The sequence below is a fragment of the Arthrobacter sp. UYEF20 genome, assembly GCF_040546335.1.
Taxonomy (GTDB): domain Bacteria; phylum Actinomycetota; class Actinomycetes; order Actinomycetales; family Micrococcaceae; genus Arthrobacter.
The window spans coordinates 104,966-125,212 of sequence record NZ_JBEPNP010000013.1; the positions used below are offsets into that span (position 1 = coordinate 104,966).

A 20,247-nucleotide genomic window follows, 5' to 3' on the forward strand; every position below is an offset into this window, starting at 1 on the left:
GTGAACCCGGCCGTCGGCGTCGCGGCCTTCGCCGCCGTCTCGCTGGCCACGGCCGTGGTCGGTTTTTACGGCCTCCGGATCTCACGCACCACCGGAGACTTCTATGTGGCGTCGCGCACCGTGCGGCCGTGGTGGAACGCCTCGGCGATCGGCGGGGAGTACCTCTCCGCCGCCAGTTTCCTCGGCGTCGCGGGGCTGATCCTGCTCTCCGGCACCGACGCCCTGTGGTTCCCTGTGGGCTACACCGCCGGTTACCTGATGTTGCTGCTCTTCGTGGCCGCTCCCCTGCGGCGTTCCGGCGCGTACACCATCCCGGATTTCACCGAAGCCAGGCTCGATTCGCGGGCGGTCCGCCGTGTCACCAGCGTTGTGGTGGTGCTGGTCGGCTGGCTCTACATCGTCCCGCAGCTCCACGGGGCCGCCCTGGCCATCCGGATCACCACCGGACTGCCGGCGTGGGTGGGGCCGGTGGCGGTGGTCGCCGTCGTCTGCGTGAACGTCGTGGCAGGCGGGATGCGTTCCATCACCTTCGTCCAGGCCTTCCAGTACTGGCTCAAGCTGACGGCGCTGGCCGTGCCGGTTCTCTTCATCCTGTTCGTGCTGGCCGGTACCGGCGCCCCCGCGGTGGCCGAGGCCGGGGTGAATCCCACCGCCGCCGCTCCGGCCAGCCCGTACCAGAACATCTCCCTGCTGGTGGCGCTGCTGTTCGGCACCCTGGGGCTGCCGCATGTGCTGGTGCGGTTCTACACCAACCCGGACGGCCAGTCCGCCCGGCGGACCACGCTGATTGTGCTGGGCCTGCTTTCGGTCTTCTACCTTTTCCCCACGGCCTACGGCCTGATCGGGCGCCTCTTCACGCCCGGGCTGGCGCAGAGCGGCCAGGCCGACGCGCTGGTGTTGCTGCTGCCGGGCCGGATGATCGGCGGGGCCGCCGGGGATCTGCTGTCCGCCCTGGTGGTGGCCGGCGCGTTCGCCGCGTTCCTCTCCACCACGTCCGGACTGGTGGTCTCGCTGGCGGGCGTGATCAGCCAGGACGTGCTCGGCGGCAGTGTGCGCGGCTTCCGGCTCGCGGCGGTCATCTCGGCAATCGTGCCGCTGGGGATCGCGTCCATGACGGACTCCCTGGGGCTGGCCGGCAGCGTGGGGCTGGTGTTTGCCTTCACGGCGTCTACGATCTGCCCGGTGCTGCTGCTGGGCATCTGGTGGCGCGGGCTGACGGACGCCGGGGCGATCGCCGGCATGGTGACCGGCGGGCTGCTCTGCGGCGGAGCCATGGTGGCCGGCTCCGTGCTGGGGGGCGCCGGCACGCCGTCGTGGCTTGCACAGCCCGCCGCTTGGACGGTCCCGGCGGCTTTCGCCGTCGTGGTCCTGGTGTCCCGGGCCACCAGACACCGCGTGCCGCGGTCGATCACCCGGTTGATGACCAGGCTGCACACACCCGAACGGCCGCTGGTGACCGAACGGTGACGGCGACCGTCAGTCGATGGCGGCCATCAGTTCAACGGCGCGGTCCAGGAAGGCATCCACCTGGCCTTCCTCATAGCCTTCGCGGCCCACGGTCGGCCGGAAGACGGCGCGCCTGACATTGTCCACGCTCAGCGGCCTGTCCTCTTCCAGGTAGCCGATCAGCTCGTGGCACAGGTCATCCACGTCCGTGGTGTTGTAGCTCCGGACCTTGGCTTTGCCCGGGCGTCGGAAGCGCTGGCCGTCGGGACGGTGAAGCCGTCCGCGGAGCAGGCCGGCCAGCCGGCCGATGTCGCGGAGCCAGGCTTCCTCGCCGCGTTCTCCGATCAGGTCATCGCGTTCCCGCAGCGCAAGCGCGTCCTCGAGCCGGTCCAGGGCGGCGTCCACGCCGGCCGCCGCGTAGCCGCCCTTGACGGGGTCGAAGGTGACGGCCCGGACGTCGGCGCTTTTGACCGGACGGCCCGCGGCATTCGGGGCCTCAAAAGACACCCGTGCGCGCTGCAGGAACTGATCGACCTGCTTGGCGTTGTAGCCGTACTGGTTCCGCTGCACGCGGTCAAAGGAAGCAGGAATCTGCTGTTGAATGTCCACTGTAACTATGTTTCCTTCAATGCCGTTCGGCTGGTTTGCTGGCACCATTCTAAGGGCCGGAAGTTGGAACGACGTTGGAATCGGGCACGCGCTAGGTGCCGACAACGGCGGAGAAGAGGATGAAAGCCACGGGCGAGGCGAACACGATCGAGTCCAGCCGGTCCATCACTCCGCCGTGGCCCGGCAGGATGCTGCTCATGTCCTTGATGCCCAGTTCGCGCTTCACCATGGATTCGGCCAGGTCCCCGGCTGTGGCGGCGGCGACCATGCCCACCGCCAGCACCGCACCCACCCACCAGGGCTTGCCCAGCACGAAGACGCTGGCCAGCACGCCGATCACCAGGGCGCCGGCGATCGAGCCGCTGAAGCCTTCCCAGGTCTTTTTGGGGCTGATTTTCGGAGCCATCGGGTGCTTGCCCAGCGAGGCGCCCACCAGGTAGCCGAAGGTGTCGTTGGAGACCACGAGCAGCAGCAGGGTGGCGGTCTGCCAGGCACCCGGGGGCACCACGCCGCCGGGCCAGAGTCCTATCGGCGTCTCGCCGCCGGAGGTATGCAGGGGCAGCACGGCAAAGCTGATCAGGAACGGCACCCAGGTCAGGGTGAAGACGCCGGCGAAGATGCTCCGCGCCGAACCGGCTGCGCCCTCCAGGGAGCGCCACAGCAGCACGGCCACGCTGCTGAGCAGCATGGCGAAAAGCAGGCTTTCCAGGCCGCCGAAGTAGGCGGCGAGGGGCATGCCTACCGTGCCCGTCATCACCGGGATGATGGGCAGCCTCGTGCCCGAGGCCTCCAGCGCCCGGAAGATCTCCCAGACGCCGAAAACCGCGAAGGCGGTGGTGATGAGCACGAAGCCCAGCGGCAGGAACAGCAGTCCGCCCAGGACGAGGAAGAGCATGCCGAGGCCCACCGCAGTGGCGGCAGGAAGGTTCCTGCCGCCCTTGGGCGTCGGGTTACTGCGTTGCTTCCCCTGCCCCCTGACGTGTGGTCCGGGGGCCTGCTGTGCCTGACCCATCAGACCTCGAGCAGCTCGGCTTCCTTGCGCTTGAGCAGCTCGTCGATGCCGTCGACGTGTGCCTTGGTCAGGGCGTCGAGTTCCTTTTCGCCGCGGCTGCCCTCGTCCTCGCCGGCGTCGCCGTCCTTGACGAGCTTGTCCAGCGTTTCCTTTGCCTTGCGGCGGATGTTGCGGATGGAGATCTTGGCGTCTTCGCCCTTGGACTTCACGATCTTGACGTATTCCTTGCGCCGTTCCTGCGTCAGGTCCGGGATGGTGATCCGGATGACGTTGCCGTCGTTGGACGGGTTGGCGCCCACCTCGGAGTCGCTCAGGGCACGCTCGATATCGCGCAGCGAGGTCTTGTCGAACGGGGTGATCAGGATGGTGCGGGCATCCGGAACGGCGAAGGAGGCCAGCTGCTGCAGCGGCGTCGGCGATCCGTAGTAGTCCACGAGCACCCGGTTGTACAGGCCCGGCGTCGCCCGGCCCGTACGGATCGAGGCGAAGTCTTCCTTGGCTACCTCAACCGCCTTGTCCATCTTGTCCCCGGCCTCGAGCAAGGTTTCTTCGATCACGGTCTCTCCTCAGAAATTGGTGCCTCCCGGCGGACGGGAGTGCTGCACGGTGTTGGTTCCGTCTGTTTCTTCCGCCTGGTCATGGCCCGGTCCGGGCGCGGAACTGTCCTGAAAACATCCTAGCCGTTGCTAGGGGGTGACCACGGTGCCCAGGTCCTCGCCGAGGATGGCACGGGTGACGTTGCCTTCGCCCTCCATGCCGAAGACCACCATGGTGAGGTTGTTGTCCTTGCACATGGTCATCGCGGTCTGGTCCATGACACGGATATCGCGCCGCAGGGCATCGTCGTAGCTGAGGGTGTGGAGCTTCTCCGCCATGGGGTCCTTCTTCGGGTCCGCCGTGTAGACGCCGTCGACCCCGCTCTTGGCCATCAGGACGACGTCGGCGTGGACCTCCAGGGCCCGCTGCGCCGCCACGGTGTCGGTGGAGAAATACGGGAGGCCGGCACCGGCGCCGAAGATCACCACGCGGCCCTTCTCCATGTGCCGGATGGCGCGGCGCGGAATGTAGGCCTCGGCGACCTGGCCCATCGTGATGGCGCTCTGCACGCGGGTCTCGACGCCGGCCTGCTCCAGGAAGTCCTGCAGCGCCAGGCAGTTCATCACGGTGCCGAGCATCCCCATGTAGTCGGCGCGCGAGCGGTCCATGCCGCTCTGCGACAGTTCTGCACCGCGGAAGAAATTGCCGCCGCCGACGACGATTGCCACCTCGACGTCGGGCACTGCGGCCGCGATCTGCTTGGCCACGCCGCGGACGGTATCGGGGTCAACGCCCAGTTTCCCGCCGCCGAAGACCTCGCCGGAAAGCTTCAACAGGACTCTGCGCCGGCTCTTCTTCGGCTGGGCTGAATTAGTGACGGTTTCCATGGTGCCTTCCCGTTGGTGAACTCTGAAAAAGGTTATCGTGCCGGGGGCCAAAGGCGTCATTCCGCCCTGGCCGGTGCGTGCCCCGGGTGGGTTCGTTCGGGGGCGTGCCCCGGGTGCATGCAAAAGGGGTGGCCACCGCGGTGACCACCCCTTAGCGTGTCTGACAGGTGTCTGACTAGGAACCGACAGTGTCTGACTTGTGTCCTACGGGTGTCTGACTAGGAACCGACGCGGAAACGCGCAAAAGCGGTGCCCTTGACGCCGGCCCCTTCGAGGACCTGCGCGACAGACTTCTTGGCATCCTTGGCGAATGCCTGGTCGAGGAGAACCTCGCCCTTGTAGAAGCCCGTGACGCGGCCCTCCACAATCTTGGTCATTGCTGCCTCGGGCTTGCCTTCAGCCTTGGCGGTTTCCTCGGCGATGCGACGCTCGGACTCGACGAGCTCGGCCGGAACATCCTCACGGGAGAGGTAGTTAGGGGACATCGCGGCGACGTGGACGGCGACGTCGTGGGCTGCGGTAGCAGCTGCTTCGCCTTCGCCGTCAACGGCGAACAGGACGCCGACCTGGGCCGGGAGGTCCTTGGAGGTCTTGTGCAGGTAAGCGTCCACCGTTGCACCCTCGATGCGGGAGATGCGGCGGACAACAACCTTTTCGCCCAGAACGGCGCCTTCTTCGACGACGACCTCGGACAGCGCCTTGCCGTCAACCTCGGTGGCCAGCAGGGTCTCAAGGTCGGCAGCGCCGGACTCGACAGCAACGGCCAGGACCTTGTCGGCGAGCTGGATGAACTTGTCAGCCTTCGCGACGAAGTCGGTCTCGCAGTTGACTTCGATCATCACGCCGACGCCGCCGTCGACCTTGGCAGCAACCAGGCCTTCTGCGGTGGAGCGGCCTTCGCGTTTGGTAGCGCCCTTCAGGCCCTTAATGCGGATGATTTCGATGGCCTTCTCGGCGTCGCCGTTGGCTTCGTCAAGAGCCTTCTTGACATCCATCATGCCGGCGCCGGTGCGCTCGCGCAGTGCCTTGATATCAGCGGCAGTGTAGTTCGCCATGTGAACCCCTCTGTCTAGAAATTTTGTGTGGTGTACGGACCGACAGGACGGCTGCTCACCCAGTGAGCGGCCATCCTGTCAGTTCCCCTACGCTGCGGAGAGCGTGTGGGGCGATCCAGTTTTACTTGTCAGCTGAGCCGGCAGGCTACTTGGCTTCGTCAGCCGGGGTGGCCTCGGCAGCAGCCGGGGTTTCGTCTGCAGCTTCGGCTTCCGGAGCGACAGCAGCTTCAGCAGCAGGAGCTTTCTCGGTAGCAGCGGCCGGAGCAGCAGCGGGAGCCTCTTCAGCGGCCGGAGCGGCAGCAGCGGCAGCAGCCTCTTCAGCCTTGTTGCCTTCGAGGAGCTCGCGCTCCCACTCGGCCAGCGGCTCTTCCGGAGCTTCCGTGGTGCCGGTGGCGCGCTGGTTGCGGGCGATGAGACCCTCAGCAACGGCGTCAGCAACAACGCGGGTCAGCAGGTTGACGGAGCGGATGGCGTCGTCGTTGCCCGGGATCGGGAAATCGACTTCGTCCGGATCGCAGTTGGTGTCCAGGATGGCAACAACGGGGATGTTCAGCTTCTTGGCTTCGTCGACAGCAAGGTGTTCCTTCTTGGTGTCAACGATCCACAGCGCGGAAGGCGCCTTGGTCAGGTTGCGGATACCACCGAGGTTGGTTTCCAGCTTGGTGAGTTCGCGACGAAGGAGCAGCAGTTCCTTCTTGGTGTACGCGGAACCGGCGACGTCGTCGAAGTCGATCTCTTCCAGTTCCTTCATGCGCTGGATGCGCTTGGAGACGGTCTGGAAGTTGGTCAGCATACCGCCGAGCCAACGCTGGTTGACATAGGGCTGGCCAACGCGGGTGGCCTGATCGGCGATGGATTCCTGCGCCTGCTTCTTGGTGCCGACGAAGAGAACGGTGCCGCCGTGCGCAACGGTGGCCTTCACGAACTCGTAGGCACGGTCGATGTAGGACAGCGACTGCTGCAGGTCAATGATGTAGATGCCGTTGCGCTCCGTGAAGATGAATCGCTTCATCTTCGGGTTCCAACGGCGGGTCTGGTGTCCAAAGTGGACGCCGCTGTCAAGCAGCTGGCGCATAGTTACGACGGGCATGCCGGCGCTCCTTCCGGCAGGTCATTCATGAGACAGCCCCCTGGGGCTGTCTTACCCTGCCAATAGTTGACGGTTAATTAGCAGACACCCGGGCGGGCGCTGCTCCTGGCATCCACTGCGCTTCTTACCCGGACCTGGGGTCCGGACCGCAAGAGGCGCAGTCCTCCGCACCGGAAGAAAAGACTTCAGATAGGGAGGGCTGGATACGCGTAGTCAGCCGCTGCTCCCCCGCACCCCTGAATGAGGCGTGCCGGCTCAGACAATCTAGTAAGACAATCCAAATTGAACAAGCATGAGGGCACAGCAAACTGCTCCAGCAAGTGTACTACAGGGACACTGCCGGATTTGACGGTTTCCGGTGGCCGGCGGGGGCTGCTCCGGGGCTGCTCCGGGTGCTGCTCCGGGGCCACCCCGGGGGCATGTCCACATAGCCGGGGCGGGTACTTCTGCACGCCCGGCGGCGCCGGCAGGCTAGGTCCATGAAGACTGGACCCGCAGTAATCCCTGCGTTCCTCGCGGCCATATTCCTGGCGCTTGCCCCGATTGCCACGCCCGCGGCTCCCGCGCCGGCGGGGTCCGCCGCCTGGAGCTGGCCGCTGAGCCCCAGGCCTGCAGTGCTGCGGACCTTCGACCCGCCGGCCAGGCCGTGGCTGAGCGGCCACCGCGGCGTGGACCTTGAGGCGGCGTCCGACGGCGCCCCGGTCACCGCACCCGCGTCCGGCACCGTGAGCTTTGTCGGAGTCGTGGTGGACAGGCCGGTCATCACGATAGACCACGGCAACGGCCTGCGGAGCAGTTTCGAGCCGGTGGAAAGCCAGCTGGCGGCCGGGGCCCTGGTGGCCGACGGCGGGATCCTGGGCACGGTGATGTCCGGCCACTGTGGACCTGTTCCCTGTGTGCACTGGGGCGTAAGGCGCGGAGAGGAGTATCTCAACCCGCTGGCCTTCGTGATGGACCTCCGGCCCTCCATCCTGCTGCCACCGCTGGATCCGGCGCCGGGGTAGGCGTCCGGGCTGGGCGTCCGGGCCGGGGACGGCAGCATGCAGGCCGCTGTTCGTGATGCAGGGTCCCGTGGTCCGGACCCGGAAAGGATTCCCGCAGAAAAGTAGGGCTACTCGGACTTGAACCGAGGACCTTAGGATTATGAGTCCCGCGCTCTAACCAGCTGAGCTATAGCCCCTTGCGCCCGGAGGCCGTGCCGCCCCTGAGGGCCGGGCTGCCTCCGGGCAAAAACACTCTAACAATACTATTCGTTGTTACGTGCCAGCAGAGCCTTGGGCTCAGACGACCAGGTCGTCGTAGCTGGCACCGCGGTAGAGGTCTTCGAACTTCTGGAGCGTGCGTCCGAGGCTGTGGTTCTCCACCATCTCCCGGCTCGTCTTGCCCATGGCCGCGAGCTCGTCTGCGGGAAGCGTGAACAGCCGGACGATCTTTGCGGCCAGGTCGTCGCTGTCATTCGGCGTGAACAGGTAGCCGTTCTCGCCGTCGCGCACCAGATGCGGCAGCGCCATCGCGTCCGCAAGCAGCACCGGGGTGGACGCGGACATCGCCTCGAGAGTGACGAGGGACTGCAGCTCGGCGGTACCGGGCATGCAGAAGACGTCGGCCGCGAGGTAGGCCTCCCTCAGCTCGGCTTCGCTCGCCAGGCCAAGGAACCTGACCCGGTCCTGGAGCCCGAGCCGGACCACCTGCGCTTCGAGGGCCGGCCGCACTTCCCCGCCGCCGACGATTTCGAGGTGGATATCCAGGTCCGCGGGTGCCTTGGCGACGGCGTCGATGAGCACGTCGACGTGCTTTTCCTCGGCGAGCCGGCCGACGAAGAGCGCGGTGGGGCTGGTGTGGCGTTCCAGGGTCTCGCCGGCCCGGAGCTCGTAGGCGGCGGCGTCGATCCCGTTGGAGAGCGGGAGGACCTTCCGGAGAAAGGCATGCCGGTGCATCGCCTTGGCTGCCAGCGGCGTGGGGGTGGTCACGACGTCGGCCTGGCCCATGACCTTGCCCATGTCCTTCCACGAGATGCGGCCCACAATGTCCTTGAACCACTGCGGGAACGGCAGGAACGGGTTCAGGTTCTCGGGCATGAAGTGGTTGGTCGCCACGATCCGGATGCCGCGCCTGACGGCCTCGTAGAGCACATGCTCGCCGATCATGTAGTGGCTCTGGATGTGCACGACGTCCGGCCGGACGCGGTCGAACAGCAGGCTGATTTCCTTCTTGATTTCCCACGGGAACGTGATGCGGAAGTATTCGTGGGTGGGCACCGAGTGCGAGCGGATCCGGTGGACCGTGGCTTCGTCGCTGAACTCGCTGTAGCTCGGGCCCTTGCTCGGACGGCAGGCCAGGACGTGCACGTTGTGTCCGCGGGCGCTCATGCCCTTGGCGAGGCGGTAGCCGAACATGGCGGCGCCGTTGAGGTGGGGCGGGTACGTGTCCGCGGCAATCAGGATGGTCAGCGGTTTCTGGTTGTCGGACATGGTCACGTGGAAAGCTCCTGGTGGTCACGGTGCGGGCAGCTGGGGTGGCCGGCTGGCCGTCGGCGCAGGCGCGCCGGGCCTACTACTGCTGAAATCTGAATCCGATGCCCTCCCTAGGACGACCGGCCCCCGGCCCTCCGCGCATCCTTCCTGCGCTTGGTGACCTCGGGGTGGTGCCTGGAGAGGGCTATCACTCCCACGATAGCAAGGGAAGCGGCCGTCCCCATCGCAATCGCCATCACGGCGTGGACATCGGGGCGGAGCTCGCCGAGGATCACGATGCCGATCGCGATCCCCACAATCGGGTCGATCACGGTGAGTCCGGCGATCACCAGGTCCGGGGGGCCGCCTGAATAGGCGCTCTGCACAAACCACGAGCCGAGGCCGCCCGCAGCCACGATCGCGACCACTGAATACCACTGGACATTCAGCAGGGCCAGGCCATTCGGGTCCAGCAGGTGCCTGCCGATGATGCGGGTCAGCACGGCCACGAAGCCGAACAGGACTCCCGCGCCGAGGATGTAGACGAAGGCGCTCATCCGGTGTTTGAACATCACGGCGAGCGTACCGAACACGCCCACCGCCAGGGCCAGCAGCAGCACGATCGTCAGCTCATCCGAGGAACTGACGTGGTGGTTTTCCTGGGTCACGTTGACAGCCAGCACGACGAACAGCGCCGAGCCCGTTACGCAGGCTGAAATGGCCACCACAGTGGCCCGGTTGATGCTCAGCCCCTGGTCCTTGGAGTTGACGATCGTGGTGATGACAAGGGCAATCGCGCCGATCGGCTGGACCACGGTGAGGGGCGCCGAGACCAGGGCGATGGCGTTCATGGCCATGCCCGTACACAGCAGCAGCAGCCCGAACATCCAGCGGGGACTGCGCAGGAGGCGGAGCAGCCCGTGGCTGCTGAGCGCCAGGCCGCCGGTATCGGCCTTGACTGCACTGCCTTGGCGCTGCGCGCCAAAGGCCAGGAAGAAGGCGCCGAGCACCGCCAGCAGTACTGCGATCCAGACCATCAGCCGAGGCCGCCGTCGACTGCTTTAAGCTGTTTGCCCTTGCGGATGATGGCCCAGAAATAGTTGTACCCGGCGATCCAGTGCCCCACGAGCCCCAGGCCAAGGAAGATCCAGGCGGCGACGGCGTAGACCTCGGTGGCCGGGATCGGCAGTTTGGAGAGCACCAGAAGCGGCGTTCCTACCAGCAGCAGGCCCGTCCGGATTTTGCCCACCCGGCTGACGGGCAGGTCCGGATGGCTGTGGAAGTAATACAACGACAGGCAGAGTAGGACCGCGTCCGGGACCAGCAGTGCCGCCAGGTACCACCACTGAACGACGCCGGCGATCGCGAGGGTCACGGCAACGGCGATCAGCGCCAGCCGGTCCGCGATGGGATCCATGACCCGGCCGAGCTTGGACATCTGGTTGAAGCGCCGGGCGATGTAGCCATCCACCCAGTCGGTGCTGGCCATGATGACCAGGACCAAGGCGCCGTAGCCGTATTCCTTGGGCCCGAGCACGAGCCAGATGAAGAGCGGGACGCCAAGGAACCGCACCACCGTCAGCACATTGGGGATGGTGAAGACCGCGTCGTGGTGGATCTCGGGCCGACCAGACCGGGCACCAGCGCCGATGAACTTCATCCAGTGCCCCTTTCCGTGGCCGGCAACGTTCGGGCGTTGCAGTTCAGCGGGCTGCCTAGCCCTTGATCAGCTTGCGCAGTAAGAACACCAACGCAGCGGCCGAGGCGGCCAGCGCTGCGAGCGGCTTCCAGCGCTGGCTCAGCTGCTCCACCGCACCGCGGCCGTTCGACGTCGCGGGCTTCTTCGCGGAGCGGGCCGAGCGGAAGCCGGCCACCTTGTCGCTGAGCTGCTCCTTGCCGTCCTGCAGCCGGACCTGGGCCGCGGCCAGCACGGCCTGTGCCTGGGTCTTGACGTCGAGTTCCCCGTTGAGTTCGTCGCGGACCCCGGTGAGGTGGGTGCGGCGCTGCTCCAGCCGGCGCCGCAGTTCCGTTTCGGTCGGCGGCGGCCCGAACTCCGGTTCGGCGGCCTTCTTGGCTGCCTTCTCCGCCTTGGCCTTGGCGGCGGCTGCAGCCTTGGCGGCTTGGGCGGCCTTGTATTGCTCGGAGTCGGGGTCCAGGACCGCCGGATCGAAGGCGGAGCCTACCTTGGCGATGCCGAGGTCGTACTTGAGGCCGCGGATGGTGTCTTCCGGCATCAGCGGCATGGCTTTCTTGAACTTCCGGAGTCCCAGCAACCCAACGATCAGGGCGATCAGCAGGAAGACGCCGCAGACAAGCAGCGCGGCAAGCCAGGCGGGCATGATCGTGGCCAGGCCCATGATGCCAGCCACGACAAGGCCGATCACCAGAAACGCGACAAAAGCCAGCGCGACGGCGAAGAAGGCGGCGGCGATACCGACCTGGATTCCCTTGCGCTTGATTTCGATCTTCGCGAGGGCGATCTCGTCAGTGAGCTGCCGGGGGGCCAGCTTGAAGATCAGTTTCAGGGTTCTGGGCAGCGCGGAAATGCGCAGTCCCCCGTTTGTCCCGCCGCTGTGACGTCCGCTCATCGGTCCCGCCTAACTGGTTACACCTGTGATTCCGCTCGCGCGGACTTGCCGGTCCGCGCCGCTTGACGCACCCTCCGGTGTCAAAACTACCATTCTGGCCCCGGGCCGGCCCGTGCGGGCACAGTGCGGCGCGCCCCGGCTCCCGCGCCCGGCAGCTGTGCCGGGCCTAGGATTGACCTCCGTGAGTACACCCCCCAATCCCGGCGACTCCCTGAGCCGCCGCCGCACGCTCCTCTACATTCTGATGCTCGGCGCCCTGACCGCCCTGGGGCCCTTCACGGTGGATCTCTACCTGCCGGCGTTCCCGGCCCTGGAAGCCGACCTCGGCGTCTCGGAGGCGGCCGTGCAACTGACGCTCACGGGCACGACATTGGGCTTCGCCCTGGGCCAGCTCGTGGTGGGGCCGCTGAGCGACAAGTTCGGCCGGCGGATGCCGCTGATCGTGGCGACAGCGGTGCACATCACAGCCTCCCTGGGCGCCGCCCTGTCCACCGACATCACCACGCTTGGCCTCTTCCGCGTCCTGATGGGCATCGGCGCGGCCGGCGGCGGCGTCGTGGCCATGGCCATGGTCCGGGACCTGTTCAGCGGCTACGCCATGGTCCGGATGTTCTCGAGGATGGCCCTCGTCAACGGCTTGGCACCCATCCTGGCTCCGGTGATCGGCTCCCAGCTGCTCCTGCTGACCCCGTGGCCGGGCATCTTCGTCTTCCTGGCCGGCTACGGGACCTGTGTGCTCATCGCTGCGATATTCGTGGTCCGCGAGACCCTGCCGCGGGAGCTGCGCGGGAAGTCCGGCATGACAGTGCGCCAGCGCTACGGTGTGCTGTTCGCGGACCGGATCTTCTCGGGCCTGCTGATGGTGGGCGGCATGAACTTCGCTGGCCTCTTCACCTACCTCTCCGCCTCACCGTTCCTCTTCCAGGACGTCTACGGCTTCAGTCCCCAGCAGTACGGGCTGCTCTTCGGCATCAACTCGCTGGGCATCGTGGCAGGCGTCCAGACCAGCTCCCGGCTGATCCGCCGGGTCCCGCCCCAGTGGATCCTGGCATGTTCCACGGCCTGGATGTTCCTCATGGCCGTGCTGATCGTCGCCTTCGACCAGCTGGACTTCGGGTTGTGGGGCGTCATGGTGCCGCTTTGGTTCTACATCCTCGGCGCCGGCTTCACCTTCCCGTGTGTGCAGGTCCTGGCGCTGGCCAAGCACGGCGCGCAGGCGGGAACTGCCGCTTCCCTGCTGGGAGCGGCGACGTTCATGATGGCGGGCCTGATCTCGCCGGTGGTCGGCTGGCTCGGCCTCGGCTCCGCCACCCCGATGGGCGGGGTGCAGGCAGCCTGCATCTTCCTGGCCGCGGCCGCCCTCTGGCTGGTCGTCCGGCCCCGGACCGTGCCCTCAATCCAGTAGCACCCGGCAGCTCCCCGGGGGACATGCCCATTCCTGGGGCCCGGGACCGGACATACCGGGCCTATGTCCACCCGCCCACCCCAACGCGGAGCATGCCCGACGGCGGCGCGGAGCACAGGACAAGCTCCCCGGGAGGACATGCCCATTCCCCGAGCCCGGGACTGGACATACCGGGCCTATGTCCACCCGCCAACCCCACCGCGGGACATGCCCGACGGCGGCGCGGTGTGGGCCACGAGGCCCTGACCCGCAACCCCTGTCCCACGGCCCTATTCCCGGTCCGCTGCGGGCGATAAAGTTGTAACGTGCCCCACTGGCAGGATCCTCCGCCCGTCCCGGCCACGTGGCAGCGGTGTGATGCCGGGATACTGCCGCTGTGGTGGGACCGGCTGTGCAGCCAGACCAGCCGCCAGTCCGCCGCCCTCTTCGCCGCAGGACTGTTCACCGAAGACCGGCGGCGCCCGATCGCGCAGTGGTACAACCCGGCCTATGACTCGGCCCTGCTGGTGGCCCCCGAGTCTTCGCCTGAATGGCCCGTGCAGCGTTTCGGCATTTTCTTCGCTCCGCCGGGAGGCGGCTTCACCCAGGTTCACTCCGCTCCGCACGAGTGGCACCCCCGCGAGCCGCGGAAGTCCCCCACGGAGCACGAGGCCTTCGAAGCCGCTGTGGCCGAAGCCGAGCGCTTCCTTCAGGTGGAGATGTACTTCGTCTGAGCCAATCCATGAGCCGCCGTAAGAGGGCATAAAAAAGGTCCCGCGGCCGGATTTTCACCGGCCGCGGGACCTGTCCGCTCCTCCTGCTGGACTTGAACCAGCAACCCTTCGATTAACAGTCGAATGCTCTGCCAATTGAGCTAAGGAGGAATGAAGCAGGTATGACATTAGCAAAGGTTTTGCCGCTTTGGAAATCGGCCGCGCGCCCTGCCCGGCGAACGCCGTAAATACCCCCTCCGGGTATAAAAAAGTCCCCGTCCCGGAAACCCGGGACGGGGACTGCGCGCTCCTCCTGCTGGACTTGAACCAGCAACCCTTCGATTAACAGTCGAATGCTCTGCCAATTGAGCTAAGGAGGAATGAAGCGGCTATAAGCCTAGCAAACACTCCGCCGGGAAGTGAAATCGCCCCCGGCGGGACAGCACTGACGGACAACAGGGCGGGACCATCAGGCATCCGAGCGCAACGACCTCCGCTGCACCTCCAGCTGCATGAGCTCACGGTTCAGCCGCTGGAACTCTTCCGGATCCGCCGAGGCGTCCAGGCGCTGCAGCTGGCCCATTTTGTCCGCCTTGACCCGGGTAATCTGCAGCTCAAACAGGCGCGCCAGGATGTCCTTGCAGTACCGCTGCACGCCTTCTGCCGTGCTGGCCGGCAGGGGCACGACGGCGAGCTCGGACACGAGCGGCCGCAGCGGCTCGGGGACTTCCTGCAGGAGCCCTTCCACCCAGCGCAGCGGATCCCCGGTGAGGGCCAGACCGGTTGCCCGGATGGCCTCGTGGATGGCCAGATACGCCGGCGTCGAGAACCGGGCCTCGGAGAAACGCTGCCAGGTCTCCCCCTCCAGCATCGCGGGCTCCTGCAGGGCGACCTCAAGCGCCTGCCGCTCCATGGCGGCCACCGGATCGCGCGGGTCCGGCCGGTTGAAAGACGGAAGGACGGCCGACGGCGGCAAGGGCGCCACACCCGGTGCGGACCGCGCCGGAGCTCCACCGGCGCCCGGGGAGTAGCCGGAGCCCTGGCCCTGGCCCCTGTGCCCGGACCCGCCGGATGGCCCTTGGGTGGCACGCTTGGCCGCCGCTCCGACGGCACGGCTGACCTCCTCCACCGGCATGCCCAGCCAGCCGGCCAGTTCGCGGGCGTAGGCCGGGCGCATTCCGGCGTCGCGGATCTGGGCCACCACCGGCGCGGATTCCCGCAAGGCGCCGATCCGGCCCTCGACCGTGTCCAGGTTGTGCCGTTTCAGGGTGGCCCGGATGGCGAATTCAAAGAGCGGGCGGCGGGTGCCGATCAGGTCCCGGACGGCGGAGTCGCCCTTGGACTGGCGCAGCTCGCAGGGGTCGGCGCCGTTGGGTTCCACGGCAACATAGGTCTGCGCCACGAAGCGCTGGTCCTCTTCGAAGGCCCGCAGCGCGGCCTTCTGGCCGGCGGCGTCGCCGTCGAAGGTGAAAATGACCTCTCCCCCGCTGCCGTCGTCGGAGAGCAGGCGCCGGGCGATCTTGATGTGCTCGGTGCCGAAGGCTGTACCGCAGGTGGCCACCGCCGTCGTAATCCCCGCGAGGTGGCAGGCCATCACGTCGGTGTAGCCCTCCACCACCACGAGCTGGCGTTCCTTGGCGATGTTGCGCTTGGCGAGGTCGATCCCGTAGAGGACCTGGGACTTCTTGTAGAGCGCGGTCTCGGGGGTGTTGAGGTACTTGGGGCCCTGGTCATCCTCGTAGAGCTTGCGGGCGCCGAAGCCGATCGTGTCCCCGGCGGTGTCCCGGATGGGCCAGATCAGCCGGCCGCGGAAGCGGTCGTAGATCCCCCGGCCGCCTTCCGAGAACATGCCCGTCAGCTTGAGCTCGGGATCGGTGTAGCCGCGGCCCCGGAGGTGCTTGAGCAGCGAGTCCCAGCCCTGCGGGGCGTAGCCGACGCCGAACTGTTCGGCGGCACCGCGGTCGAAACCGCGGCCATGCAGGAAGTTGCGCCCTTCTGTGGCGCCGGGCGTCAGCAGCTGGGCGCGGAAGAACTCGTCGGCCACCTTGTGGGCATCCAGCAGCCGCTGGCGCCGGCCGATGTCCTCGCGGTTGGGGCCCGAGCCGCCGTCCTCGTACCGGAGCTCGAAACCGATCCGGGCGGCCAGCTTTTCGACGGCCTCGTGGAAGGAGGTGTGGTCCAGTTTCTGCACGAAGGAGATGGCGTCGCCGTCCTCGCCGCAGCCGAAGCAGTGGTACCTGCCCACCTGCGGGCGGACGGTGAAGGAGGGCGAGCGCTCATCGTGGAAGGGGCACAGACCCTTGAAGGAACCGAGGCCCGCGCCCTTGAGGGTCACGTAGCCGTCAACGACTTCCTTGATGTCGGTGCGCTGGCGTACCTCGTCGATATCTTCACGCTTGATCAGGCCAGCCACAGTGCCATCCTAATGCCCGGGTACGACGCCGAAGGGCCGGCTATGGCGCCCGTCACCCGGCAGTCACCACAGTGACGGCAGGCTGCCGACGAGCCGCTCATACATGGCCAGCGCGGAACCATCAGTCAGCGAAGCCACCTGGTCGATCACGACGCGCAGCCGTGCGCCATCGTCCTCTGCGCCGCGCCAGTCGGCGGCGAACATCGGCTCCAGGTGGCGGTCTCCGGTGGCGCTCAGCGCGGTGACGAGGGCGTGCAGGACCTCGCGCTGGCGCTCGTAGATAGGCTGCCGGTGTTCGGTGGTCATCACAAAAGTGGTGGCCAGGCCCTTCATCACGGCGATTTCCATCACCGTTTCGTCGGGGACGATCAGTTCGGCGTTGTAGCGGGTCAGGTTCTCCGGCCCGTACACGGCGCGCGTGGTCTCCAGCGCGCTCTGGCAGAAGCGGCCGATGAGCTGGCTGGTCATGTCCTTGAGGGCGGCCATCGACTTGCGGCTGCCGTCAGCCTGGCGCACCCAGACGCTGGTGGCTTCCAGGCGGGCCAGGGCGGCGTCGATCGCGGCGGGATCGTTGTGCGGCAGGTACCACTGCTTGGCGTAGCCCACCACGCGGGCGCGGTGGTCCGGGTTGTCCATCCAGCTCAGCTGGAAGTGGCCGGCGACGATTGCGTCCTCGACGTCGTGCACGGAGTAGGAGATGTCATCCGCGAGGTCCATCACCTGCGCCTCAAGGCAGGACCGGCGTCCGGGGGCCTCCTCGCGGATCCAGTCGAAGATCGGCAGGTCGTCCTCGTAGGCGCCGAACTTGCTGGTCCGCTGGCCGTGGATGACGGGTGCGTTCTCGGCGGACCACGGGTACTTCGCGGCGGCGTCGAGGCTTGCCCGGGTCAGGTTCAGCCCGGCGGGGCGCCCGTCCGGAGCCAGCACCTTGGGTTCCAGCCTGGTCAGCAGCCGCAGGGTCTGGGCATTGCCTTCGAAGCCGCCGATCGCATGCGCCACCTCGTTCAGGGCAGATTCGCCGTTGTGGCCGAACGGCGGGTGGCCGAGGTCGTGGCTGAGGCAGGCGGTGTCCACGACGTCGGGATCGCAGCCCAGCGCCCGGCCGAGTTCGCGGCCCACCTGCGCCACTTCGAGGCTGTGGGTGAGCCGGGTGCGGACGAAGTCGTCGGTGTCCGGTGCCACGACCTGGGTCTTGGCCCCGAGCCGGCGCAGCGCCGAGGAGTGCAGGACGCGGGCGCGGTCACGTTCGAAGTCGGAGCGGTAGGTGCTCTTGGCCGGCTCCTCCACCCAGCGGGCCCAGTCGCGGCCGGTGTAGCCGTCCAGCACGGGGGCGGTGGTCCTGGTTTCAGCCACCGGACACGTCCAGTTCCGCGAAGGAGATCTCGCGCGACTGCTCGGCGTCCATGGTGCGGTCCAGCAGCCAGTCCTTGGGCAGGGCGGGCTTTTTGGGCGAGCCGGCGCGGCCGCGCGGGCCCTCGGCGTCAACCCCGGGGTACGGCGACTCAAGGTCCAACTGGTCCAGCGTTTCGCGGAGCACCTCGAGGCTGGTCACCATCGCCAGTTTGGTCCGCAGTTCGCTGCCGACCACGTAGCCCTTGAAGTACCACGCCATGTGCTTGCGGATCTCGCGGAGCGCCTTGCCTTCATCGTTGCCGAAGGTTTCGACCATGAGCTCAGCATGGCGGTACACGCCTTCCGCCACCTGGCGCAGGGCGGGCTTGTGGCGCGCGTCGCTTCCCTCGAAGGCGGCCATGAGGTCGCCGAAAAGCCACGGGCGCCCCTGGCAGCCGCGGCCCACCACGACGCCGTCGACGCCGGTTTCGCGGACCATGCGGATGGCGTCCTCCGCGGACCAGATGTCGCCGTTGCCGAGCACCGGGATGTCCGGCAGCGCCTCGCGCAGCCGGGCGATCGCGGACCAGTCGGCCTGGCCGGAGTAGAACTGTGCGGCGGTGCGGCCGTGGAGCGCGACGGCGGCGACCCCGGAATCACGGGCGATCCGGCCGGCATCCAGGTAGGTGAGGTGGTCATCGTCGATGCCTTTGCGCATCTTGATGGTCAGCGGGACGTTGCCTTTGGAGGCTTCCTTCACGGCGGTCTGGACAATCGAGGTGAACAGGTCGATCTTCCAGGGCAGTGCCGACCCTCCTCCGCGCCGGGTCACCTTCGGGACGGGGCAGCCGAAATTCAGGTCGATGTGGTCCGCGCGGTCCTCCTCGACGAGCATCCGGACGGCCTGGCCGACGGTCACCGGGTCCACGCCGTAGAGCTGGACGGAGCGGACTTTCTCGTCGTCGTCGTGCGAAATGATGCGCAGCGATTCGGGCGTGCGCTCCACGAGGGCGCGGGACGTGACCATTTCCGCCACGTAGAGGCCGCCGCCGTATTCACGGCAGAGCCTGCGGAAGGCGGAGTTGGTGATGCCCGCCATGGGGGCCAGGATCACGGGGGTGTCCACCGTGATGGGGCCGAGCTTCAGGGGCGGGAGTTCCAGCTTGGGTGCGGGAGGCGTTGCTACAACAGTCACCAGATCATTGTCTCAAAGCCGGGCAAATCGGCGGGATCCAAGCCGGCTATGTGGACAAGCCGCCGTCAGCCCCGCGCGGCTGCCCGGCGCCCGCGGCGCGTTTCGGGCGAGCTTGCCGCGCCGTCGCCAGACCGGCCGACGGCGTCGACCTGGTCCAGAACGATGCGGTCCCTGACGTCGCCAGACCGTCCGACGGCGTCGGGACCCTTGGCGGCGCCCCTGATGCCGGTGGCCTTGACCACCAGCACCGCGATGATCGTGGTGACCGGGATCGCCAGGACCAGCCCGACGGAGCCGACGAGGGTGCGGATCACTTCCTCGGAGAGTTCGGCGCTGGTGAGGGCGTCGCCGAGCGGCCGCTCGTAAAGCATCACCAGGATCAGGACCGGCAGTGCCGCACCGGCGTAGGCGAAGGCGATGGTGTAGACAGTGGAGGCGATGTGGTCCCGGCCGATCCGCATGGCCGAGGTGAACAGCTGCCGGGCGGACGTTTCCGGGGCGAGTTCCCATAGCTCCCACACCGCAGAGGATTGCGTGATGGTGACGTCGTTGAGGACGCCGAGGCCGGAGATGATGAGCCCGCAGAGGATGATGCCGGAGATCGAGATGTTGTCCGAGATGTTCGTGAGCGTGGCGGCGTCGTGGCTGCCCACTCCGGCGAGGTTTGCGGCGTCGGTGGCCCAGGCCGCCAGCAGGGCGGTGATGCCTAGCCCGAACATGGTGCCGAGCAGCGCCGTCGAGGTCCGCGCGGAGAAGCCATGGGCGAAGTAGAGCACGCCGATCATGATCACGGTCGATCCCACCAGCGCCAGCAGCAACGGCGGTTTGCCTTCCACCAGGCCGGGGAGCATGAAGGCCACGAGTACCCCGTAGGCCCCGACCAGCCCGATCAACGCCCGCAGGCCGCGCCAGCGAGCCACCGCGATCACGACGACGGCGTAGAGCACGGCCAGGAAGATGATGGGCAGCGTCCGGACGAAGTCGACGAAGACGTAGGCCGGTGTGCCCTGGGCTTCGGAGGCACCCTGGGCTTTGGAAAGGTTCAAATAGCGGATGTTGTCCCCGACCTTGACGCCATGGGACTTGGCGACGTCGGGGTTGATGACCACCTTGACGGGGTTGCCGCCCTTGTCCGGCTCGGTGAAGGCAAAGGTGCACTCCGACCCCTGATGCGGAGCCTGGCCGGCAGCATCGCCGCCGGGCTGGGCACCCTCCGTACAGCTACCGGTGACGACGCGCTGGATCTTGCCCGTGTCGAAGGTGACACCGGGAGCGGCCGCATAGGGACTGGCCAGTTTGATGCCCTCTTTGCTGCCGGAAGGCCACAGCATCACCATCGCCGCGAGCGTCAACAGGGTCAGCGGGATCAGGACGGCGGCCAGGATCCAGTTCGCTTTTTTCCGGGCGGCGAGCGCCTGGGGCGTCGGCTCCGCGTGTTCCGCGTTCGCATGTGAATGTCCGGCGCCCATCAGCAGTTCAACCTCATGCCGGAAACTTTACGGCGTTGGCGAGGCCCCTCCGGACGGATGACAC

18 protein-coding genes and 3 tRNA genes are annotated in these 20,247 nt (G+C 67.2%); 4 read left to right on the forward strand and 17 right to left on the reverse strand.

Translation table 11 applies throughout. The features are described from left to right. Complete coding sequence (locus tag ABIB26_RS15250; RefSeq protein WP_354244758.1) at positions 1-1,467, forward strand: sodium/solute symporter; 1,467 nt, start codon at positions 1-3, stop codon at positions 1,465-1,467. 9 nt (positions 1,468-1,476) lie between these two features. On the opposite strand, the gene ABIB26_RS15255 is transcribed toward ABIB26_RS15250, so the two are convergent. The 6 genes from ABIB26_RS15255 to rpsB all read right to left on the reverse strand — a co-directional run bounded on the left by ABIB26_RS15255 (position 1,477) and on the right by rpsB (position 6,636). Next, positions 1,477-2,103 carry a DivIVA domain-containing protein gene (locus tag ABIB26_RS15255; protein WP_354244761.1) on the reverse strand — a complete coding sequence of 209 codons (627 nt, stop codon included), beginning with the start codon at positions 2,101-2,103 and terminating at the stop codon, positions 1,477-1,479. A gap of 43 nt (positions 2,104-2,146) precedes the next feature. Then, entirely contained in the window at positions 2,147-3,067 is a 921-nt protein-coding gene (locus tag ABIB26_RS15260) for a phosphatidate cytidylyltransferase (RefSeq protein WP_354244764.1), read from the reverse strand. Then, a complete protein-coding gene (gene frr / locus ABIB26_RS15265) occupies positions 3,067-3,624 on the reverse strand; it encodes a ribosome recycling factor (protein ID WP_354244767.1) in 558 nt (185 codons plus the stop codon). The genes ABIB26_RS15260 and frr overlap by 1 nt, the downstream gene beginning before the upstream one ends. 129 nt (positions 3,625-3,753) lie before the next feature. Continuing rightward, positions 3,754-4,491 (reverse strand): UMP kinase, encoded by a 738-nt coding sequence (gene pyrH, locus ABIB26_RS15270; protein ID WP_354244770.1) that lies wholly within the window; start codon positions 4,489-4,491, stop codon positions 3,754-3,756. A 218-nt stretch (positions 4,492-4,709) separates the two neighbouring features. Then, positions 4,710-5,546: a translation elongation factor Ts gene (tsf, locus tag ABIB26_RS15275; protein WP_354244772.1), complete on the reverse strand. Its 837-nt coding sequence runs from the start codon at positions 5,544-5,546 to the stop codon at positions 4,710-4,712. A 145-nt stretch (positions 5,547-5,691) separates the two neighbouring features. Beyond that, the gene (gene rpsB, locus ABIB26_RS15280; protein ID WP_354244775.1) at positions 5,692-6,636 is read right to left on the reverse strand and encodes a 30S ribosomal protein S2; all 945 of its coding nucleotides are present in this window, start codon (positions 6,634-6,636) and stop codon (positions 5,692-5,694) included. Between the two features lie 479 nt (positions 6,637-7,115). Between rpsB and ABIB26_RS15285 the strand changes: the two genes are divergently transcribed. Beyond that, the gene (locus tag ABIB26_RS15285; protein ID WP_354244777.1) at positions 7,116-7,640 is read left to right on the forward strand and encodes a M23 family metallopeptidase; all 525 of its coding nucleotides are present in this window, start codon (positions 7,116-7,118) and stop codon (positions 7,638-7,640) included. Between the two features lie 102 nt (positions 7,641-7,742). Here the strand turns inward: ABIB26_RS15285 and ABIB26_RS15290 are convergent. From ABIB26_RS15290 to ABIB26_RS15310, 5 genes are all read right to left on the reverse strand, one after another. Then, a tRNA-Ile gene (locus ABIB26_RS15290) sits at positions 7,743-7,816 on the reverse strand. A 100-nt stretch (positions 7,817-7,916) separates the two neighbouring features. Further along, the gene (locus ABIB26_RS15295) at positions 7,917-9,107 is read right to left on the reverse strand and encodes a glycosyltransferase (RefSeq protein ID WP_502913684.1); all 1,191 of its coding nucleotides are present in this window, start codon (positions 9,105-9,107) and stop codon (positions 7,917-7,919) included. A 113-nt stretch (positions 9,108-9,220) separates the two neighbouring features. Further along, positions 9,221-10,126: a DMT family transporter gene (locus ABIB26_RS15300; RefSeq protein ID WP_354244783.1), complete on the reverse strand. Its 906-nt coding sequence runs from the start codon at positions 10,124-10,126 to the stop codon at positions 9,221-9,223. Further along, positions 10,126-10,749, reverse strand: a complete 624-nt coding sequence (locus ABIB26_RS15305; RefSeq protein ID WP_354244785.1) for a CDP-alcohol phosphatidyltransferase family protein — start codon at positions 10,747-10,749, stop codon at positions 10,126-10,128. The genes ABIB26_RS15300 and ABIB26_RS15305 overlap by 1 nt, the downstream gene beginning before the upstream one ends. Before the next feature lie 55 nt (positions 10,750-10,804). Beyond that, on the reverse strand, positions 10,805-11,677 hold the full coding sequence (locus ABIB26_RS15310; RefSeq protein ID WP_354244788.1) for a phage holin family protein: 873 nt from the start codon (positions 11,675-11,677) through the stop codon (positions 10,805-10,807). Positions 11,678-11,858: 181 nt separating this feature from the next. On the opposite strand from ABIB26_RS15310, the gene ABIB26_RS15315 reads away from it, so the two are divergent. Both ABIB26_RS15315 and ABIB26_RS15320 read left to right on the forward strand, forming a co-directional pair. After that, positions 11,859-13,082 (forward strand): multidrug effflux MFS transporter, encoded by a 1,224-nt coding sequence (locus ABIB26_RS15315; protein WP_354244790.1) that lies wholly within the window; start codon positions 11,859-11,861, stop codon positions 13,080-13,082. Positions 13,083-13,387: 305 nt separating this feature from the next. Next, entirely contained in the window at positions 13,388-13,795 is a 408-nt protein-coding gene (locus ABIB26_RS15320) for a hypothetical protein (protein WP_354244793.1), read from the forward strand. Positions 13,796-13,872: 77 nt separating this feature from the next. Here ABIB26_RS15320 and ABIB26_RS15325 read toward each other — a convergent pair. The 6 genes from ABIB26_RS15325 to ABIB26_RS15350 form a co-directional block, all read right to left on the reverse strand. Next, positions 13,873-13,945: transfer RNA gene (locus tag ABIB26_RS15325), tRNA-Asn, on the reverse strand. Between the two features lie 136 nt (positions 13,946-14,081). Continuing rightward, positions 14,082-14,154: transfer RNA gene (locus tag ABIB26_RS15330), tRNA-Asn, on the reverse strand. An 89-nt stretch (positions 14,155-14,243) separates the two neighbouring features. Next, positions 14,244-16,187, reverse strand: a complete 1,944-nt coding sequence (gene dnaG / locus ABIB26_RS15335; protein ID WP_354244796.1) for a DNA primase — start codon at positions 16,185-16,187, stop codon at positions 14,244-14,246. A gap of 63 nt (positions 16,188-16,250) precedes the next feature. After that, positions 16,251-17,540, reverse strand: a complete 1,290-nt coding sequence (locus ABIB26_RS15340; RefSeq protein WP_354244799.1) for a deoxyguanosinetriphosphate triphosphohydrolase — start codon at positions 17,538-17,540, stop codon at positions 16,251-16,253. Beyond that, complete coding sequence (dusB, locus tag ABIB26_RS15345; RefSeq protein WP_354244802.1) at positions 17,533-18,714, reverse strand: tRNA dihydrouridine synthase DusB; 1,182 nt, start codon at positions 18,712-18,714, stop codon at positions 17,533-17,535. Before dusB ends, ABIB26_RS15340 begins: the two co-directional genes overlap by 8 nt. A 65-nt stretch (positions 18,715-18,779) precedes the next feature. Continuing rightward, positions 18,780-20,183 (reverse strand): YibE/F family protein, encoded by a 1,404-nt coding sequence (locus ABIB26_RS15350; RefSeq protein ID WP_354244805.1) that lies wholly within the window; start codon positions 20,181-20,183, stop codon positions 18,780-18,782. Between the last annotated feature and the right edge of the window lie 64 nt (positions 20,184-20,247).

What these genes read in the sequence shown, in the direction of transcription:
- tsf (WP_354244772.1), bottom strand. Translation starts at nt 5,546, where the DNA reads ATGGCGAACTACACTGCCGCTGATATCAAGGCACTGCGCGAGCGCACC.
- ABIB26_RS15295 (WP_502913684.1), bottom strand. Translation starts at nt 9,107, where the DNA reads ATGTCCGACAACCAGAAACCGCTGACCATCCTGATTGCCGCGGACACG.
- ABIB26_RS15285 (WP_354244777.1), top strand. Translation starts at nt 7,116, where the DNA reads ATGAAGACTGGACCCGCAGTAATCCCTGCGTTCCTCGCGGCCATATTC.
- ABIB26_RS15310 (WP_354244788.1), bottom strand. Translation starts at nt 11,677, where the DNA reads ATGAGCGGACGTCACAGCGGCGGGACAAACGGGGGACTGCGCATTTCC.
- pyrH (WP_354244770.1), bottom strand. Translation starts at nt 4,491, where the DNA reads ATGGAAACCGTCACTAATTCAGCCCAGCCGAAGAAGAGCCGGCGCAGA.
- ABIB26_RS15305 (WP_354244785.1), bottom strand. Translation starts at nt 10,749, where the DNA reads ATGAAGTTCATCGGCGCTGGTGCCCGGTCTGGTCGGCCCGAGATCCAC.
- ABIB26_RS15350 (WP_354244805.1), bottom strand. Translation starts at nt 20,183, where the DNA reads ATGGGCGCCGGACATTCACATGCGAACGCGGAACACGCGGAGCCGACG.
- rpsB (WP_354244775.1), bottom strand. Translation starts at nt 6,636, where the DNA reads ATGCCCGTCGTAACTATGCGCCAGCTGCTTGACAGCGGCGTCCACTTT.
- ABIB26_RS15260 (WP_354244764.1), bottom strand. Translation starts at nt 3,067, where the DNA reads ATGGGTCAGGCACAGCAGGCCCCCGGACCACACGTCAGGGGGCAGGGG.
- ABIB26_RS15255 (WP_354244761.1), bottom strand. Translation starts at nt 2,103, where the DNA reads ATGGTGCCAGCAAACCAGCCGAACGGCATTGAAGGAAACATAGTTACA.
- ABIB26_RS15300 (WP_354244783.1), bottom strand. Translation starts at nt 10,126, where the DNA reads ATGGTCTGGATCGCAGTACTGCTGGCGGTGCTCGGCGCCTTCTTCCTG.